Raw genomic sequence first — 18,140 nt, 5'->3', positions numbered from 1 at the left:
CCTGCCCCAGGCCCGGATTCCCGCTACGGCGCCGGGAGTTCCGCGAAGTCCGCGACCAGGCCGCGGTGGTGGCCCGCCGTGCCGAGCGCGAGCGAGTCGGCCTTGGCCCGCTTGAGGTAGAGGTGGGCCGGGTGTTCCCAGGTCATGCCGATGCCGCCGTGCAGCTGGACGCACTCCTCGGCGGCCCGGACGGCCACGCCCGCGCAGTAGGCCTGGGCGACGGCGACCGTGAGGGGCGCGTCGGGGGACGCGGTGGCGAGGGCGTCGGCCGCGGCCCTGGCGGCCGCTCGGGCCGAGGCGACGTCGAGCCAGAGCCGCGCGAGACGGTGCTTGAGGGCCTGGAAGGAGCCGACGGGCCGGTTGAACTGGTGGCGGACCCTGACGTGTCCGACGGTCTCCGTCAGGCACCACTCGGCGATCCCGACCTGCTCGGAGGCGAGCAGCCCGGCCCCGGAGAGCAGGGCTCCGGCGACCGCCGCCCGGGCCGTGGCGGGGTCGGCGAGCCGCGTGCCGGCGGCCGCATCGAGGGTGACGGTGGCCAGCGGGCGGGTCAGGTCCAGCGGGACCTGCGGGGTCAGCACCGCCGAGGCGGCCGGGACGGCGTACAGCCCGGTGTCGGCGAGGACCAGCAGTACGTCGGCGGCCACGGCGTCCGCGACGGACGTGACGGTACCGGTGAGGGTCCCGTCGCCGGCGTCCCGGGCGGCGGCCGGCAGGGGGGCGCCGGGGGCGAGGGTCAGCGGCACGGCCGGTACGCAGACCTGCCGCCCGGAGGCCAGTTCCCGCAGCAGCGGGGCGGCGTCCTCGGAGTCGCAGCCGAGCAGGATCTCCGTCGCGAGCACCGCGCTCGTCAGGTACGGGAGCGGGGCCACGGCCCGGCCCAGCTCCTCCAGGACCACGGCCGCCTCGCGGTGGCCCGCGCCCTGGCCGCCGAGCTTCTCGGGTACGAGCAGCCCGGCGGCGCCGATCCCGGCGGCGAGGGTCTGCCACAGTCCGGGGTCGTGGGGCCGGTCGGTCTCGATCCGGGCGAGGACCCCCTTCGGGTCGCAGCGGGCGGCGAGGAGGGAGCGTACGGCGGCGCGGAGTTCTTCCTCGGCCTCGGAGTAGAGGAGACCCATCGGTGTGCTCATCGAGCGAGGTCCTTCCAGGCCAGGTCCTTGTCGTCGCGCGGCTCCGGGGGCAGGCCGAGCACGCGTTCGGCGACGATGTTCAGGAGGATTTCGCTGGTGCCGCCCTCGATGCTGTTGCCCTTGGCACGCAGGTAGCGGTAGCCGGCGTCGCGGCCGGTGAAGTCGACCAGTTCGGGGCGGCGCATGGTCCAGTCCTCGTACGACAGGCCGCCTTCGGCGAGGAGTTCGACCTCCAGGCCGCTGATCTCCTGGTTGAGGCGGGCGAAGGTGAGCTTCATCCCGGATCCTTCGGGACCGGGCTGGCCGACGGCGAGCTGCTGGCGCAGCCGTTCGCCGGTGAGGCGGGCGACCTCGGCCTCGACCCACAGCTCCAGCAGCCGCTGGTGCAGGGCGTGGGTGCGCAGCTCGGGGCGTTCGCGCCAGGCCGCGGCGACGGTTGCGATCATGCCGCCCTCGCGCGGGATGCGCATGCCGCCGATGGAGACGCGCTCGTTCATCAGTGTGGTGCGGGCGACCGCCCAGCCCTCGCCGACGGCCCCGAGGCGGTGGCCGTCGGGGATCCGGACGCCGGTGAGGAAGACCTCGTTGAACTCGGCCTCGCCGGTGATCTGGCGCAGCGGCCGGACCTCGACGCCGGGGGCGTGCATGTCGCAGAGGAAGTAGGTGATGCCCTGGTGCTTGGGCAGCGCCGGGTCGGTGCGGGCGATCAGGATGGCCCAGCGGGCGGTGTGGGCGCTGGAGGTCCACACCTTCTGGCCGTCGACCACCCACTCGCCGGCGTCCTCGTCGAGGACGGCGCGGGTGCCGAGCGCGGCGAGGTCGGATCCGGCGCCGGGTTCGCTGAAGAGCTGGCACCAGACCTCTTCACCGGCCCACAGGGGGCGCAGGAAGCGGTGCTTCTGCTCCTCGGTGCCGTACGCGAGGATCGTGGGCGCCGCCATGCCGAGGCCGATGCCGATACGGCGCGGGTCGTTGTCGGGGGCTCCGGCGGCCTCCAGCTCGGCGTCGACGACGGCCTGGAGGGACCGGGGCGCGCCGAGGCCGCCCAGGCCCTCGGGGTAGTGGACCCAGGCCAGTCCGGCGTCGAAGCGGGCGCGCAGGAAGTCGGTGCGCGGGGTGGTCGCGGGCGGGTGCGCGGCGAGCAGGTCCCGGACCCGGGCCCGCAGGTCTTCCCCGGTGGGGGTGGTGCCGGTCATCGGGGACCTCCGTCCAGGGCCGGTACGACGACCAGGCGGCCGGTGGTGGTTCCGTCGGCGAGGCGCTGCACGGCGTCGGCGGCCTCCGCGAGCGGGACCCGTTCACTGACCAGCGGTTTCACGGCGCCCTCGGCGGCGAGCCTGGTGAGCTCCGCGTGGCAGGCGAGGATGGCGGCGGGGTCCTTGGTGGCGTACAGCCCCCAGTGCAGGCCGAGGATGGCGTAGTTCTTCACCAGCGCGTGGTTGAGCGCGGGGGCGGGGATGGTGCCGCTGGCGAATCCGACGACGACGATCCGGCCCTCGAAGGCCACGCATTTGGCGGAGGCGGTGTAGGAGTCGCCGCCGACGGGGTCGTAGACGACGTCGGCGCCGCGCCCGCCGGTGAACTCCTTGACGCGGGCGGCGAGGTCCTCGGCCGTGCGGTCGATGACCAGGTCGCAGCCGAGCTCCTCGGCGGTACGCGCCTTGGCCTTGCCTCCGACGACCCCGATGACGGTGGCCCCGGCGGCCTTGCCGAGCTGGACGGCGGCGCTGCCGACCCCGCCGGCGGCGGCGTGCACGAGCAGGGTCTCTCCGGGCTGGAGACGGGCGCGGCGGTGCAGGCCGAACCAGCCGGTCTGGTAGCCGATGTGCAGGGCGGCCGCCTCGGCGTCGTCGAGGGTGTCCGGGGCGGGGAGCAGGGCGCGTGCGGGCGCGGTGACGTACTCGGCGAAGCCTCCGTGCGGCAGGCTCGGGTTGGCGATGACGCGGCGGCCGTCCTCGGTCTCGCCGCAGATCTCCACGCCGGGCGTGAAGGGCAGCGGCGGGCGGATCTGGTATTGCCCGCGGACGAGCAGCGCGTCGGGGAAGTTGACGTTGGCGGCGAGCACCCGGAGTTTCACCTCGCCCTCGCCGGGGGCCGGTTCGGGAACCTCTTCGAGGCACATGGCCTCACGGGGTTCGCCGGGGGTATGTACTCGCCATGCCTGCATCCGGGGCCTCCAGCCGCCGTCGAGGAATCACGTCCGCGCGCATACTAAGCGGTCGCTTGCCCCGTTGGGAACCCTCGGACCGGCCGGGTCCGGGGCCGGCGCGTGCGCGGCCGACCGGGCCGAAGCGACCGGCCGACGCGGCCGGGCCGACGCGCACCGAAATCAGACGTGCGAACCAAGGGTGAACGGGAAGATCGGGGATAACATCAACAGGCCGCTTTCACAGGGCACATGACGCAACAGGGGGGACCTCGCGCGCCCGGATCCGGCACGGCTGCGGGCGCGCGTTTGCGCCACCGCACACCACAGGGGGATTCGAACCGTGAACAGCACACCCATGAGGCGGGGCGCCTCGGCCGCCGCCGCCGCGATCGTCCTGGCCGGCATCGTCACCGCCGCCGGACCGGCCACGGCCGCCACCGCCTGCACTCCCCGGATCCAGGTACTGGGCTCTCTCGGGGACGACGTCTACAACCCGGGCAACGCGCAGAGCCAGGGCGTCCTCGCCCTCGGCGCGGGCAAGCTGTCCGTCGGCGTCTCCGGCGCGCAGCCCGTGTACTGGACCGGCAGCACGCTCCACAAGGTGCCACTGCCCGCGGCCGGCCTGCACGGCGAGCTGCTCGCCGTGAACAGGAGCGGCCTGATGGTGGGCCGCGTCTACGGCGCCGAAGGCTACGTGTTCACCTACCGGGCGGGCGCCGCGGCGATCACCCCGCTGCCCGGGAGCGACTACGCGTACGGCGAGGCGGACGTCAACGACGCCGGCCTCGTGGTCTCGCGCAACCGGGCGGGCGTCGGCATCGTCTGGAAGGACGGGCAGAAGGTCCGCGAGCTGCCGCTGCCGGCGGAGGCCGGCCCGGGAACGTCCGTCGAGCTGGTCACCGCCGTCAACGACAAGGGCGACGTCCTCGGCCTGGCCGTGCAGGACTACGAGGACCCCGGGACCGGCGTCCACCTGTCGGGGTCCCACCCGGTGATCTGGCCGGGTGACGGCGGACCGGCCAGGTACCTCGCCCCCAGCGGGCAGGAGAGCTACGTCCAGGACCTCGACGAGAGCGGCCAGGTCGTCGGATACGACTGGTACGGGCCGGGGTACCAGTACAAGCCGTGGACCTGGACGCCGCCGTACACCGCGGCCGGAACCTCCCCCGGAGTGCTGAACACGCACCCGTACGGCACCTTCGAGGCGATCAGCCCCACCACCAAGGTCACCGTCGGCACCGCCAAGTTCCACCCGGAGGAGCAGTCCCTGCCCGACCAGGCGCAGCTCTGGCCTGGCGCCGGCCCGGTACTGGCCCTGCCGCGGCTCGCCGCGAACCAGGCCAGCGCGGCCGAGTCGGTCTCCGACGACGGCCGGGTCGGCGGAGCCGCCGTCAATGCCAAGGGCAAGCTGAAGCCGGTGATCTGGACCTGCGCCACCGGGCAGGCGTACCTGCCACAGCGGTAGGCGCTGTCACGGGCATGGCGATCTGAGCGCCCGCGCGCTATCGATGCCCCATGACGGACGACACCCGGCGCGGTCTGCCCGCGCCACCGCCGCTCGGCGCCGCCGCCCTGCCCCCCGGTACGTACGCGGGGCAGGTGGTCCTCGTGACCGGCGGCGGCACCGGGCTGGGCAAGGCCATCGCCGCCGAGTTCGCACGGCTCGGCGGCGACCTGGTGATCGCCGGCCGCCGCGCCGGGCAGCTGGAGGCGGCGCGGGAGGAGCTGGCGGCCGTACCCGGCGCGGGCCGGGTGACGGCCGCCGTCTGCGACATCCGGGACCCCGAGCGCGTCGCGGAGGTGTTCGACGCGGCGCAGGCCGAGCTCGGGCTGCCGGCCGTCCTGGTCAACAACGCGGCCGCCAACTTCCCCTCCCCGGCGGAGGACTTGTCCCCGAACGCCTGGCGGGCGGTGGTGGACATCACGCTGACCGGCACCTGGTTCATGACCCGCGAGTTCGGCCGGCGCCACCTGGCGGAGGGCACCGCCGGTTCGATCGTGAACATCGGCGCCTCGTACGCCTGGACGGGCGGGCCGGGCTTCGCCCACAGCGCGGCCGCCAAGGCGGGCGTGAAGAACCTGGTGGAGACCCTGGCCGTCGAGTGGGGCCCCTACGGCATCCAGATCAACGGCCTCGTCCCTGGGCTGTTCCCGCACGCCGACATGACCGAGGACATCCGGGGCGGCCTGGAGCGCGCCGCGCCCGGGGGCGGGGACGGGAACGGGCGGCAGCCCGCCCTGCGGGTGGGCGCACCGCGCGAACTGGGCTGGGCCGCGACCTTCCTGGCCTCGCCCTACGCGCGGTTCGTCACCGGCCACACACTGGTGGTCGACGGCGCGAACTGGCAGCGCCGGGCGCTGGTCAGTCCCGAGGTCGTGCCGGTGCGGGAGCAGCTGGGGCACGGGCCGTTCGACCAGGGCCGCAGACGGGCCTGAGGGTTGTCCCGCACGCCCCGGCGGGTCGGCGCGAGGCGGAGGGGCGGCCTGAGTACGGGACGTATTCGGGCCCCCCGACAACGCGGCGAAGTGCGGTGCCTGGGGGGGGTACCTGCCAGCGGTAGCTGGCAGAGCGTCGCGGGCCAGGCGCCACTTTGCCGACAAGGGCTTAGCTTCCGGTGAAGTCCGGGGGGCGGCGGGCCGCCTTGGCCGTGTAGCCCTCGCGGCAGTCGTCCGAGGTGAGGGTGAGGGCGGCCGTCATCGCGACGCGGTCGAGGGCCGCGGGCAGGGCCGCGTCCGCGTAGGCGTCGACCGCGCGTTTGATGCCCTGGACCGCGAGGGGGGCGTTCGCGGCGATCTCCGCCGTCAGGGCGCGCGCGGCCGACTCCAGTTCCCCGGCCGGGACGACCAGTTGGACCAGGTTCAGCCGGCCCGCCGTCGCCGCGTCGATGCGCCGGCCCGTCAGGGCCAGGTACTTCGCCCAGCCCGCGCCGGCCTCGCGGGCGACGCGGAGGTCGCCGCCCGCGTCCACCGCCACTCCCAGCTGCGCCTCGGGCAGGGCGAAGACGGCGTCCTCGGCAGCGACCCGGATGTCGGCCATCAGGGCCAGCTCGAAGCCGAAGCCGAGGCAGTAGCCCTGTACGGCGGCCACCACGGGCTGCGGGAGGCGGGAGAGGACCGCGAACCGCTCGTGGACCCAGCGGATGCCCTCGTAGTAGTTGCGGGTCCGCTCGGCGGCGGACCCGCCCGTGATCCCGCCGCCCGGGGCGGTCACGTCGATGCCCGCGCAGAAGGCCCGGCCCTCGGCGCGCAGCAGTACCGCCCGCACCGAGGGATCGAAGCGGACGCGGTCCGCCAGCAGGCCCAGCTGGCGGGTGGACTCCCAGCTCCAGCCGTTGAGCGTGTCCGGCCGGCACAGGGTGAGGACCGCGACCCCGTCGGCCGTCTCCAGCCGGATCCGCTCCTCACCCTCCGCGATGTCGGTGGTGACGGTGTCGATCACCCTGTCCTGCACCCCCACTGACGCCTGACGAACCGTCAGTTTATGGGGGCCCGGTCAGCGGGGGAAGACCTCGAACGGGACCGCCGGACGGCCGCCGAACCGGTCCGCCGCCCGCTGGACGTTCTCGGTGAGGAAGGAACGTACGTACTCCTCCGGGTCCTGGTCCGTCAGCACCTCGATGTACGCCTTGTGCTCCAGCAGGGAGCTGACGGAACGCTCCAGTCCCGGGCCGGCGTCGGCCGCGTGCGTCGGCGTGCTGGTTCCCGCCACCGCGACCCAGCGCACCCCGCCCCACGGCTCCAGACCCTGCTCGGTGAGGAGTTCGGGGAAGATCCACCGGTTGCCGGCGTCCGCGGCCGCGTCCAGGACGGCCCGGCCGACGGCCTTGTGGTCGGGGGTGTTCCAGTAGCCGCCGCCCTCCGTGCTGCCCCAGGTGTCCCGGTGGTTCAGCGTGACGATCAGCTCGGGGCGGAACCGCCGGATGGCCGCCGCGATGTCCCGGCGCAGGTCGAGCCCGTACTCGACGACGCCGTCCCGGTAGTCGAGGAACTCCACCTCGGACACCCCGACGACGGCCGCGCTCGCCCGCTGCTCCGCCTCGCGCAGCGGCGCGCAGTCGGCGGGGGCGATGGTGTCGATGCCTGCCTCGCCGCGCGTGGCGAGGAGGTAGACGACCTCGCGGCCGCCGTCGGTCCAATCCGCGATCGCGGCCGCGCAGCCGTACTCCAGGTCGTCCGGGTGGGCGACGACCGCGAGGGCGCGCTGCCAGTCGGTGGGCATGGGCTGCAGGGGGGCGGCCTGATCATTCCGTTCGGTCATGAGTCGCACCCTAGGCCCTGTCGTCAAAGTGGCGCCTGGCCCGCGCCACTGTGACGACAGGACCCAGGGGAACGGACCGGCTCAGGCGTCGCCCCGCACGAGGGTCAGCAGCCGGTCCAGGACGCGCGGGCCGCCCGCGCGGACTCCGTCGTGCTCGAACTCGTCCGTGACCCAGGTCCGCAGGCCCCGGATGGCGCGGGCGGTCTCCAGGGAGTGCGCGGTGTCGACGTACATGTCGTCGTGGTAGACGGCCGCGGCCACCGGCACCTCGTTGGCGGCGAGTCGGTCCGGGTCGTAGAGGGGCCCCCAGCCGGTACGGGCGGCCAGCAGTTCCGCCGTTTCGCGCAGCGGGGCGAGCGCGGGGTCGGCGGCGAAGTGCCAGGGGTGGATGGTCTCGCCGGTGAAGAGGAGCGGCTCGTCGCCCGCGAGGGCCTTGGCGGCGTCGAAGCGCGGGTGGCCCGCGCGCACCCGCTCGGCGGCCCAGGCGGTGGGCGCGGCCGGGTCCTGGGCGTAGATCGACTCGTGGAGCAGGGCGTAGAGGGGGTGTCCGGCGAAGGAGAGGTGCGCCCGGGCGCCCTCCAGGAAGGCGTCGGACAGGGCCGGTCCGGCGGAGGCCGGGACGAAGGCGTCCTCCAGGAGGTAGTGCAGTTGGTGGCTGCCGTCACCCGACCCGAGCATCAGGCCGAGGGACTGGAAGGCCTCGACGGTGAGGCGGTGGCCGCCGGGGAGTTCGGCCGGGCGCTCCGCCAGGTGGGCCGCGATCCGGCGGGCGCGCTCCACGTCCATCGGGTAACGCTCGTAGTGCGCCCGGTTCTTGCGCTCGATGCGGGGGTACGCGGCCTCGTACACCTCGTCGGCGGTGGCGGTCAGGGACGGGAGGCCGCCGGTGATCAGGGCGGCGGTGAGGCCCTCGGGGGCGGTGGAGAGGTAGTGGGTCGTGCAGAACCCGCCGAAGCTCTGGCCGAGCACGGTCCAGGGCGCGCCGCCGGTCAGGGCGCGGCGGAGGGCCTCGGCGTCGCGCACGATGGAGTCGGCGCGGAAGTGGGCGAGGTACTCGGCCTGCTGCGCGGGGGTGCCGCGCAGCGGCAGGGTCTGCCGGTTCACCGGCGTGGAGCGTCCGGTTCCGCGCTGGTCGAGCAGGAGTACGCGGTAGTCGGCCAGGGCCCGCTCCAGCCACGCCTGCCGGCCGGTGAAGCGCCGGGCCCCGAAGCCGGGTCCGCCCTCCAGGTAGAGCAGCCACGGCAGGCCGGCCGGGTCCTTGCCGGTGGCGACGACCTCGCGGGCGTACAGCTCGATCTGCTCGCCGTCCGGGCGCGCGTGGTCCAGGGGGACGGTGAACCGGTGATCGGTGAGGACCGTCCCGGGCTGGCGGTAGCTGTGCTCGATGGTCACGGACGGCCCCTGGGGTACGAGGTGCGGGACCGCGCCCCCCGGCCGGGTGCGGCGGAGGGCGCGGGGGTGTGGCGTACCGCGCGATTCTAGTACGGGGTCCAGCAGGGACCTGGGACTTACGGGAACTCGACGACCGAGCGGAGCACCTCGCCGCGCTCCATCCGGGCGAAGGCCTCTTCGACCCCGTCGAGGGGGATGGTCTCGGAGACGAAGGCGTCCAGGTCGAGACGGCCCTGCAGGTAGAGGTCGACGAGCATCGGGAAGTCGCGCTCGGGCAGGCAGTCCCCGTACCAGGAGGACTTCAGGGACCCGCCGCGGCCGAAGACGTCCAGCAGCGGGAGTTCGAGCTTCATCTCCGGGGTCGGCACGCCGACCAGGACCACGGTCCCCGCCAGGTCGCGGGCGTAGAAGGCCTGCCGGTAGGTCTCGGGGCGGCCGACCGCCTCGATCACCACGTCGGCGCCGTTCCCTTCGGTCAGGGCCTGGATGGCCTTGACCACGTCCTCGGTGCGGCCGTTGACGGTGTGCGTGGCGCCCAGACCGCGCGCCCACTCCAGCTTCCGGTCGTCGAGGTCGACCGCGATGATCGTGGAGGCGCCCGCCAGCCGGGCCCCGGCCACGGCCGCATTGCCCACTCCCCCGCAGCCGATGACGGCGACGGAGTCGCCCCGCCCGACGTTGCCGGTGTTCAGGGCGGCACCGAGGCCGGCCATCACCCCGCAGCCGAGGAGTCCGGCGGCCGCCGGCGCCGCGGCCGGGTCCACCTTGGTGCACTGACCGGCGGCGACGAGGGTCTTCTCGGCGAAGGCGCCGATGCCGAGCGCCGGGGAGAGCGGGGTTCCGTCCTCCAGCGTCATGGGCTGGGTGGCGTTGTGCGTGGCGAAGCAGTACCAGGGGCGTCCGCGCCGGCAGGCCCGGCAGGTCCCGCACACCGCACGCCAGTTGAGGACGACGAAGTCGCCGGGGGCCACCGAGGTGACGTCCGGGCCGACCGACTCCACGATCCCGGCGGCCTCGTGGCCGAGCAGGAAGGGGAACTCGTCGTTGATGCCGCCCTCGCGGTAGTGCAGGTCGGTGTGACAGACCCCGCAGGCCTGGACCCGGACGAGCGCCTCGCCCGGTCCCGGGTCCGGCACGAGCACCGTCGTCGTCTCCACCGGTGCGCCCTTGCTCCGGGCGATGACCCCTCGTACGCGATGCGTCACGTCCTACCCCGCTCTGCTCTCGTTGGCTCCCGTCAGAACGTACACGGGCTCCGCGCCGTAAGGGAGTTGCCTCACTCCGCGGCGTGGGATCTCCCCCTGCCACCTGCCCCCGGCTACCTGCCCCCGGTTGGGGCCGGGGGCACCCCCGGGGAGGTGTCCCCCGCCAGCTCCGGCGGTACGGACGCCCGCAGGGCCGCGCCGAAGGCGGCCACGGCCGGGTGGGCGCCGGCTCCGCTGCGGAAGGCGAGGTTCGTACGGCGCTGCATCACCAGGCGGGTGAGGCGCACGCCCGGTCCGGCCGGGCCGGTGACCCCGAGCTGCGGGACGACGGCCACGCCCTGGCCGGCCGCGACCAGGGCGAGCACGGTGGCGAACTCGTCGACCTGGTGGCGGATGCGCGGGGTGAACCCGGCCGCCTGGCAGGCCCGTACGGTCATGGCGTGGCACAGGGTGCCGGGGGTGGCGGTGATCCAGGGGGCGTCCGCGTACGCGCGCAAGGCGGCGTCCTGGCCGGTGCCGGGCGGCGGCCCGGGGGTCTCCCCGGCGGGCGCGGCCAGGTACATCGCCTCCCCGTACAGCGGCTCGGTGGCCAGCCCGGGCTCTTCGGCGCCGGGCACGAAGTCGTAGGCGTGGACCAGAGCCACGTCCAGGTCCCCGGCCCGCAGGGCGTGTGCGACCGCCGCCGGGTCGGTCTCGCAGACCATCGGCTCCAGCCCCGGGTGGCGCCGGGCCAGGGCGGTCAGGGCGGCCGGGACGATGGCCCGGGTGGCGGTGGGGAAAGCCCCGATGCGCAGGACTCCGGCCAGGCCGCTGCGCGCCTCGGCGAGGTCGGCCTCGGCCTGTTCCAGCCGTTCGAGCACGGCCTCGGCGTGGTGCACCAGGTTCTGCCCGGCCGGGGTGAGGCGGACCCGGCGGCCGGTGCGCTCCAGCAGGGGCAGCCCGGCTTCGCGTTCGAGGACGCCGAGTTGCTGGGACACCGCCGAAGGGCTGAAGGAGAGGGCCTCGGCGACGGCGGCGATGGTCCCGCGGCGGGCCAGTTCGCGCAGCAGGCGCAGGCGTCGTACATCGAGCATCGGCTCAGCTTACGGAACGCGTAAGGAACGCGAACTGGAATTGAGGCTCGGGACGGGCCAGGCTCGACGGCATGACACAGGACAGGGCACAGGACCGTGTGCAGGACGGGGCACGGGACCGTGTGCAGAACAGGGCACAGGACGGGGCGGGGAACATGGCGCGAGACATCACCGAGGACCTCTCGCTGCACGGCATCCACGTCCCCCTCGTCACCCCCTTCTCCCACACCGGGGACGTCGCCGCCGAGGCCCTGGAGGCGCTCGCCCACGAGGTGCTCGACGCGGGTGCCACCGGGATCGTCGCCCTCGGCACCACCGCCGAGGTGGCCACGCTGGACGAGGCGGAGCGCGATCTCGTCACCGACGTCTGCGCCCGGGTCTGTGCGGAGCGGGACGCGCCGCTGACCGTGGGCGCCGGGGCGAGCGGAACCCGGGCCGCCGAGGCGTCGCTGGCCCGGCTGGCGCGGTGGCCGCAGGCGCGGGCGGCGCTGGTGACCGTGCCCTCGTTCGTACGGCCCTCGGCGGCGGGCGTGTTGGCGCATTTCGCGCGGCTGGCCGAGGTGAGTCCCGTGCCGCTGATCGTCTATCACATCCCGTACCGGACCGGGCAGCCGCTGGACGCCGCCGCACTGCGGGCACTCGGCTCGCTCGCGGGAGTGGCGGGGGTGAAGTACGCGGGCGGTGGCATCGGGGAGGACGCGGTGGCGCTCCTCGGCGACCTGCCGGCCGGGTTCGAGGTGCTGGCCGGAGACGACGCGTACCTCTCGCCGCTGCTGGCGCTGGGCGCGGCGGGCGGGATCCTGGCCTCGGCGCACCTGGCGACGGCCCGGTTCGCGGAGCTCGCCGCAGCCTGGCGGGCGGGCGACGTGGCGCGGGCACGTCCCCTGGGGCACGCCCTGGCCCGAATGTCGGCGGCCGCCTTCGCCGAGCCCAATCCGGCGGTCGTCAAGGGCGTGCTGCACGCCCAGGGGCGGATCCCCACGCCCGGCGTACGGCTGCCCCTGCTGCCGGCCTCCGGGGCGGCGGTGGCGGCCACCCTGGCGCGGCTGGCGGAGCTGACGGAGCTCTGAGGGGCGGGGCGGGCGCCTCGGGGAGGCTGAACGAGGGGGAAAAACGCCGGAAAGCATCCTGAATGGGCGATTCGCCGCCAACGGGCGTGTCGCCCGAATCCGGCCCTCGGAGAGTGGACTTGCACCTATTCGGCACCCGGCCCCGACCGGACCTGCGGCCCGTGATGTGAGTCACTCGGAAACCGCCAACATCATTTCCACCGGAGGGCCGATTCCCTTTTCCCGGAAAGAAAGTTGTCCCATGCGCGAAGGGGGCGCCAAGGTCATTTTCGGGACGGAAAGCAGGAAGTCGATCTACCGGTGGAATTCGGGCCTTGTTCCCGCCCGGAGGGCTCGCCTACGGTCACCCTCATTCCCGGTGGGCCACTGCCGAATCCGGCCACCCCCGGGGCCTCTCCGTCCCCCCCCCACGTGAGGAAATGCGCCATGCCCGCAAAGGGAAAGCACCGCCGGCCGAAGAACAACCCGATCGCCCGCAGGCTGGCCATCGCCGGCACGGGTGGCGCGGCCCTCGCCCTGCCTCTGATCAGCACGACCACCGCCGGGGCGGCGGAGGCGGCTGCGCCCATGACCTATTCCGTGGTCGCCGGCGACACCCTTTCGAAGATCGCGGCGGAGCATTCCCTGAGCGGCGGCTGGGAGCAGCTGTACGCGGCGAACAAGAGCGCCGTCGGCGCCGATCCGTCGATCATTCGGCCCGGTCTCAAACTGACCCTCGCCGCCCAGGCCAAGGCCGCTGCTGCCAAGGCCGCGGCTGCCAAGGCGGCGGCTGCCAAGCCCGCCACCGCCTACCCGAACAATCTCGACGGCTGGATCCGCGAGTCGCTGGACGTGATGGCCAAGCACGGCATTCCCGGCAGCTACAACGGAATTCACCGCAATGTGATGCGCGAGTCCTCGGGCAACCCCCTCGCCATCAACAACTGGGACATCAACGCCCGGAACGGGATCCCGTCCAAGGGCCTCCTCCAGGTCATCGACCCGACGTTCCGCGCCTACCACGTGCCCGGTACCTCGATGGACTCCTACGACCCGGTCGCCAACATCACGGCCGCCTGCAACTACGCGGCCGCCCGCTACGGTTCGATCGACAACGTCAACGGGGCCTACTGAGAAGGGCGCCACTGAACGGGCGCCGCTGGACGGCCTCCGCTGGGTCTGCCCCGGTGGAACGGCCCGGGTGGGGCGGGGCGGTCACGGTCGCCCCGTCCACCGCCGCGTCGAGGACGTCCGCCGCCCGGACGGGGCCGAAGGACGTGGAGGTGTGGCGGAAGCGGACGACGGGCGGTGGGTGCGGGGTCCGTGTCGTACCCACCACGCCGGGAAGGACGCGGGTCGCCGGCGGAGCCACGTGTCCGCGGCCGCGGCCGGACGCATGTCACCGCCCGGCGTCACTGCCCCGTATCACTGCCCTGTGTCACCGCCCTGTGTCACCGCCCTGTGTCACCGCCCGGGCGCCAACTTACGGGTGACTGCGTGCGCGGGCTCGGCGGCGGGCCGCGCCGCGGGCTCGGGCGAGGGTGCGCAGGGGGGCCGCCACACCGTAGCCGATGTCCCGGCGCAGGGCGTCGACTCCCGCGCGCTCCACGGCCGTGAGCTGGTGCGCCATCAGCTCCGCCATCGTCCCGGTGACGGGGCGCAGCCCCGGATCGGCGAGTTCGAGGATGCCGTCGGTCGCGTCGAGGGCGGTCCGGGCGCGGCGGGTCTCGGCGGCGAGGAGCGCGCGTACTGCCGGGGTGTCGCGGGCCTGTTCGAGGTCGGCACGGGTCACGGAGTGCTCGTCGAGGCGGGCGCGCGGGATGCACAGGCGGCCGTCCGCGAGGTCTCCGGCGAGGTCCGCGAGGAAGTCGACCCGCTGGGCGGCGTCGACGAACCGCCGCCAGCCCGCCGCCTGTTCGGGGCCGGGTCCGCCCTGGTACTGGAGGCCGGTGAAGACCAGCACCCCCGGCCAGGCGTAGGCGTCGAGGTAGGCCTGGAAGTCCTCCTCGGTGGCGAAACCGTCGAAGCCCGCCTCGGCGGTGGCGGCGCCCTCGAGGAACCGGGAGACCCAGTGGGCGGGCAGGGCGCGCGCGTCCACGGCGTGGGCGTAGGCACGCAGCAGGGGGTCGGGGCTGTCCCCGGACGTGAGGGCCCGCTCGACCCGGCCGGTCAACGCGGCCAGGTTGGCGGCCCGTTGTGACGGGGTGCCGGTCTCGGCCACGTCGTCGACCAGGTTCATGAACGCGAGGCCGGCGGCGAGCCACGGCACCAGGGGCGGGGCGGCGAGCAGGCGCAGCGCGAGGTAAGGGGCGGGTTCGCGGCGGAGCACGCGCCGGGCGGCGTGCGTGTAGTCGTCCCGCAGCCGGGTGCCGCGGATCCCGGCCGCCGTGAGTGTGGTGCGCCAGCTCGGCATGCTGCTCGTGCTCCCCTCGGAACGTTTCTCCGCGCGTGTACGAAGATCAGGATCGCAGGTCCGGAGCCACGGCCTACGAGCGGTAGACCTTCCTGACCTTGCCGTCGGTGCCGGCCAGGACGTAGCCGCCCTGGCCGTACTCGTCGCTGAGGTAGGGCCGCATGGACGGGCTCTGGTCCATCATCCAGGGCTCGACGATCACGTAGCGGGAGGTCGGGTTCGCCACGCCCAGGTCCTGCTTGGCCTGTTCCAGGAGGGCGGGCAGGGTGTCCCATTCGACCTTGGCCATGTCGATGAGCGGGGCGCGGTCCTTGACGGTGCCTGCCGGGCCGGTGCGGGTGACCCCGCCGTCGCGGTACTGCCAGGAGTCGACGGTCCTGGCTCCGGGGGCGGTGGGAACGGAGGCGATGACGTACTCGTCGTAGATCCGCAGGTCCACGAAGGTGGTGGTGCCGGTCTGCTGCTTCAGCGCCGCCACGGCGGTCCGGATGTTGGCGGGGGTGAGCAGGCTGCCCTGCGGCGCCGTCGCCTTGGGCGTACTCGCCTTCGGTCCGGGGGTCGCGGAGGCGGGGGCCGAGACGGCGGGGGCCGTGAGCGCCGGCCCCGAGGCGGCGGGGCGGCCCTTCTCCTCCCGGCCGTCCTGGGTGCCGTCGGGCAGCAACTTGACGACCCCGACGGCTCCGGCCGCCAGTACCGCCGCGAGGGCTGCGGCGAGCAGGACCGGGCGGCGCCGCGGTGCCGACGCCGGGTGCAGCGGCGCGGTGGCCGCGTACGGGGTGGGGACCGGACCGAAGGGCGGCGGCGTGGGCGGCCCGAACTGCCCCAGGACCGCGGCGGCCCCGGGGGCGGCGAGAGCGGTGCTCGCGTCCCGGAGCAGTTGTTCCAGCTGCGCCGCGTCGGGCCGCGCGGCCGGGTCGCGCACGAGGATCCGCTCCAGTACCGGCGCCAGCGGGCCGGAGCGTACGGGCGCCGGGATCGGGTCGTCGAGCACGGCGACCACTGTGGCCAGGCTGGTGGCGCGGCGCAGCGGATGGACGCCTTCCGCGGCCACGTACAGCAGCATGCCCAGCGACCACAGGTCGGAGGCGGCCAGCCCCTCCTCGCCTCGGACGCGCTCGGGCGCGATGTACTCCGGCGAGCCGATGAGCACGCCGGTCGAGGTGAGGCCGGTGGATCCGTGCAGGGCCGCGATGCCGAAGTCGGTGAGCACCGCCGACCCGTCGGGGCGCAACAGCACGTTGGCCGGTTTCACGTCACGGTGCAGGACGCCCTCGGCGTGTGCGGCGCGCAGCGCGGACAGGACGTCGAGTCCGAGCCTGACCACCTCGGCCGGCGGCATCGGGCCGCCGGCCAGCCGGTCGTGCAGGGAGCCGCCCCGGACCAGCTCCATCACGATCCACGGGTGTCCCTCCGAGCCGTCCGCAGGCTCCACGATGTGGTGGATCGTCACCACGTGGGGGTGGGCGAGCCGGGCCAGGGCCCGGGCCTCGCGGACGGCCCGTTCGCGCAGCTGGTCGGCGAGACCGGGCTGGGCGGCGGCGGTCGCCGGGTCCGGCGGCCGCACCTCCTTGAGTGCGACCTCGCGGTGCAGGGCGATGTCGCGGGCGCGCCAGACGGTTCCCATGCCGCCGCTGCCCAGGGGCGCGACCAGCTCGAAACGGCCGTCGATCAGTTGTCTGCCGGCCTCACTCGTGTCCATGGGCCGTCATCGTAGGCGTCCCGTGCGACAGCGGTGCAGGCGGTGTCAGCAGCGTCGGCGGTCCGCGGTGATCGTGCCTTGCGCGGTGGCCACCGTACGGTCGTAGCAGCCGCCGGACGCCGGGGAACCGTGGAGCCGGTAGCGGGCGGTGGTGGTGGCGACGGCGTGCCGCTGGTCGCGCGGGACGTTCGCGGTGTAAGTGGCGTCGCCCGTGTACTGGTTGTCGAGGCGGGAGACGTCTGCCGTCCGCCCGCGGCGCAGGGTGACGGTGTCCGCGCGGTCGCCGAGCGAGAGGACGGTGCGCAGCCGGTCGCCGGCGCCGAGGGTGGTCTCGCCGTTCATCGTGTACGTGCGTGCGGTGCGGGTGGTGGTGGCCCCTCGGGTCACGGTCTCCTCGTCGGTCCAGGTGGCGGTGAGGGCGTCGCGGTTCTCGCCGTCGGTCCAGCGATGGACCGAGGTGTTGCCCACGGCGCGGGTGACGGTGGTGGTGACCCGCCCGTGCGAGGTGTCCAGGTATCCGGCGACGGTCAGCCGGTGGCCGCCCTCGGTGTCCAGGCGGTGCTCGGCGCCGGGTGCGGGGGCGGCAGGGGTCCAGCGGGAGGAGTTGGCCGGATCGCTCTGCTCGTGCCGGGTCAGGGCGCCGGTGACGACCTCGCGGGCCCCGTCCTGCCACAGCAGGAGGTTGGCCGGGGTGCTCCAGCCGCTCTGTCCGGCCGGCACCCCGGCCACGGAAACCTCGATCCGGTGCGGGCGGCCGTCGTTGAGTAGCGCGGCGAAGGGGGTCAGGTCGTAGACGACCGGCTGCACGTCGAAGGCGCGGGGGCCGGGCGTGACGTACCAGAGGAAGGGGTTGGACCAGCCGCCGGTCCAGACGGTCGGGAAGGGCGCGGCGATGCCCGCGAGCCGCCCGTCCACGGCGACGCGGACCTCGCGGTAGGGGCCGTCGGACGCCTTGCAGGAGTACGGGGCCGCGTCCGGGGTGGTCATGTACCAGTACTCCTCGCAGCCGCCGCCCGAGCCGGTGGCGTACACCTCGGCGAGGAGGCGCTCCGTGTTGCGCGGGGTGGTGACCTCCGGGGTGGTGAGGGCCAGCACGCGGTCGGGGGTCTCGGCGGAGTCGGTGGGCTCGGCGGAGTCGGTGGAACCGGCGGATCCGGCGGAACCGGGGCGGCCTTCGGCGGCGTAGAAGGTGAGGGTGACCTTCACGTCGATGACACCGGTGTAGGTGTCGTTGACGACGTTGCCGATGAGCATCTCGACGGGCTGCGGGCGGGTGAGGGTGTCGCGGTAGCGGGTGACGTCCTTCTCGACGGACCAGGTGATGCCGTCGGGCGAGGGCTGGGGCGTGGAGGTGCGCAGGATTTCGACGCCGCCGAGGGAGAGGTGGCCGAGGCGGTCGTACTGGCGGCCCTTGACCTTGCCGTCGAGGCGCAGGACCACCTTGGCCCAGTGGTCGGAGCCGCAGCCCCGGGGCGGCGCGTAGCTGCCCCGGTACGGGGTGAAGTCGCGGAACTGCGCCTCGGCGAGGGTCACCTCGCAGGAGCGGGTCCCGGGCCGGGTGACGGGCGGGGCGGGGGTGAGGGGGTCGTGCCAGTCGGTGCCGAACTCGGCGGGCGGTGTCCCGCCTCCGGTCGCGGGTGCCTGTGCGGCGGCCGTGGTGGGAGCGCCCTGCGCGGGTCCCGCGGTGGCGAGCGTGGCCGCGGCCAGCGCGATCGCGCCGAGCACGCCCGTGATCCTGTGTCGTCTCATGGGCCCGCAGTGAAACCCGGCCC

15 protein-coding genes are annotated in these 18,140 nt (G+C 74.3%); 4 read left to right on the top strand and 11 right to left on the bottom strand.

Going from position 1 to position 18,140, the window contains the following annotated elements:
• Positions 1–23 precede the first annotated feature (23 nt).
• From ACFCZ1_RS07615 to ACFCZ1_RS07605, 3 genes are read right to left on the bottom strand one after another with little or no spacing between them, the layout of a single operon-like run.
• Positions 24–1,130, bottom strand: coding sequence for an acyl-CoA dehydrogenase family protein (locus tag ACFCZ1_RS07615; RefSeq protein WP_376677463.1), 1,107 nt, complete (start codon positions 1,128–1,130; stop codon positions 24–26).
• The gene (locus tag ACFCZ1_RS07610) at positions 1,127–2,326 is read right to left on the bottom strand and encodes an acyl-CoA dehydrogenase family protein (RefSeq protein WP_376677462.1); all 1,200 of its coding nucleotides are present in this window, start codon (positions 2,324–2,326) and stop codon (positions 1,127–1,129) included. The genes ACFCZ1_RS07615 and ACFCZ1_RS07610 overlap by 4 nt, the downstream gene beginning before the upstream one ends.
• Positions 2,323–3,297 (bottom strand): NADPH:quinone oxidoreductase family protein, encoded by a 975-nt coding sequence (locus ACFCZ1_RS07605; RefSeq protein WP_376677461.1) that lies wholly within the window; start codon positions 3,295–3,297, stop codon positions 2,323–2,325. The genes ACFCZ1_RS07610 and ACFCZ1_RS07605 overlap by 4 nt, the downstream gene beginning before the upstream one ends.
• Before the next feature lie 322 nt (positions 3,298–3,619).
• On the opposite strand from ACFCZ1_RS07605, the gene ACFCZ1_RS07600 reads away from it, so the two are divergent.
• Entirely contained in the window at positions 3,620–4,744 is a 1,125-nt protein-coding gene (locus ACFCZ1_RS07600) for a hypothetical protein (RefSeq protein WP_376677460.1), read from the top strand.
• A gap of 50 nt (positions 4,745–4,794) precedes the next feature.
• On the top strand, positions 4,795–5,715 hold the full coding sequence (locus ACFCZ1_RS07595; protein WP_376677459.1) for an SDR family oxidoreductase: 921 nt from the start codon (positions 4,795–4,797) through the stop codon (positions 5,713–5,715).
• 169 nt (positions 5,716–5,884) lie between these two features.
• On the opposite strand, the gene ACFCZ1_RS07590 is transcribed toward ACFCZ1_RS07595, so the two are convergent.
• From ACFCZ1_RS07590 to ACFCZ1_RS07570, 5 genes are all read right to left on the bottom strand, one after another.
• Positions 5,885–6,718 (bottom strand): enoyl-CoA hydratase/isomerase family protein, encoded by an 834-nt coding sequence (locus ACFCZ1_RS07590; protein WP_376677458.1) that lies wholly within the window; start codon positions 6,716–6,718, stop codon positions 5,885–5,887.
• A 54-nt stretch (positions 6,719–6,772) separates the two neighbouring features.
• Entirely contained in the window at positions 6,773–7,537 is a 765-nt protein-coding gene (locus ACFCZ1_RS07585) for a PIG-L deacetylase family protein (protein WP_376677457.1), read from the bottom strand.
• Positions 7,538–7,618: 81 nt separating this feature from the next.
• Positions 7,619–8,923, bottom strand: coding sequence for an alpha/beta fold hydrolase (locus ACFCZ1_RS07580; protein ID WP_376677702.1), 1,305 nt, complete (start codon positions 8,921–8,923; stop codon positions 7,619–7,621).
• Between the two features lie 122 nt (positions 8,924–9,045).
• On the bottom strand, positions 9,046–10,134 hold the full coding sequence (locus ACFCZ1_RS07575; RefSeq protein WP_376677456.1) for an S-(hydroxymethyl)mycothiol dehydrogenase: 1,089 nt from the start codon (positions 10,132–10,134) through the stop codon (positions 9,046–9,048).
• Positions 10,135–10,247: 113 nt separating this feature from the next.
• A complete protein-coding gene (locus ACFCZ1_RS07570; RefSeq protein WP_376677455.1) occupies positions 10,248–11,207 on the bottom strand; it encodes a LysR substrate-binding domain-containing protein in 960 nt (319 codons plus the stop codon).
• A 155-nt stretch (positions 11,208–11,362) separates the two neighbouring features.
• Between ACFCZ1_RS07570 and ACFCZ1_RS07565 the strand changes: the two genes are divergently transcribed.
• A complete protein-coding gene (locus ACFCZ1_RS07565; protein ID WP_376677454.1) occupies positions 11,363–12,277 on the top strand; it encodes a dihydrodipicolinate synthase family protein in 915 nt (304 codons plus the stop codon).
• A gap of 426 nt (positions 12,278–12,703) precedes the next feature.
• On the top strand, positions 12,704–13,390 hold the full coding sequence (locus tag ACFCZ1_RS07560; RefSeq protein WP_376677453.1) for a transglycosylase SLT domain-containing protein: 687 nt from the start codon (positions 12,704–12,706) through the stop codon (positions 13,388–13,390).
• Positions 13,391–13,739: 349 nt separating this feature from the next.
• Here the strand turns inward: ACFCZ1_RS07560 and ACFCZ1_RS07555 are convergent, their stop codons facing one another.
• The 3 genes from ACFCZ1_RS07555 to ACFCZ1_RS07545 form a co-directional block, all read right to left on the bottom strand.
• A complete protein-coding gene (locus ACFCZ1_RS07555; RefSeq protein ID WP_376677452.1) occupies positions 13,740–14,669 on the bottom strand; it encodes a squalene/phytoene synthase family protein in 930 nt (309 codons plus the stop codon).
• Positions 14,670–14,742: 73 nt separating this feature from the next.
• The gene (locus ACFCZ1_RS07550) at positions 14,743–16,368 is read right to left on the bottom strand and encodes a serine/threonine-protein kinase (RefSeq protein ID WP_376677451.1); all 1,626 of its coding nucleotides are present in this window, start codon (positions 16,366–16,368) and stop codon (positions 14,743–14,745) included.
• Positions 16,369–16,413: 45 nt separating this feature from the next.
• Positions 16,414–18,117 (bottom strand): peptide-N4-asparagine amidase, encoded by a 1,704-nt coding sequence (locus ACFCZ1_RS07545; protein ID WP_376677450.1) that lies wholly within the window; start codon positions 18,115–18,117, stop codon positions 16,414–16,416.
• Between the last annotated feature and the right edge of the window lie 23 nt (positions 18,118–18,140).

This window comes from Streptomyces sp. NPDC056224, assembly GCF_042267665.1.
Lineage (GTDB): Bacteria > Actinomycetota > Actinomycetes > Streptomycetales > Streptomycetaceae > Streptomyces.
Note: the sequence above shows the minus strand (reverse complement) of the source record. Positions and strands in the feature narration are given on the sequence as shown.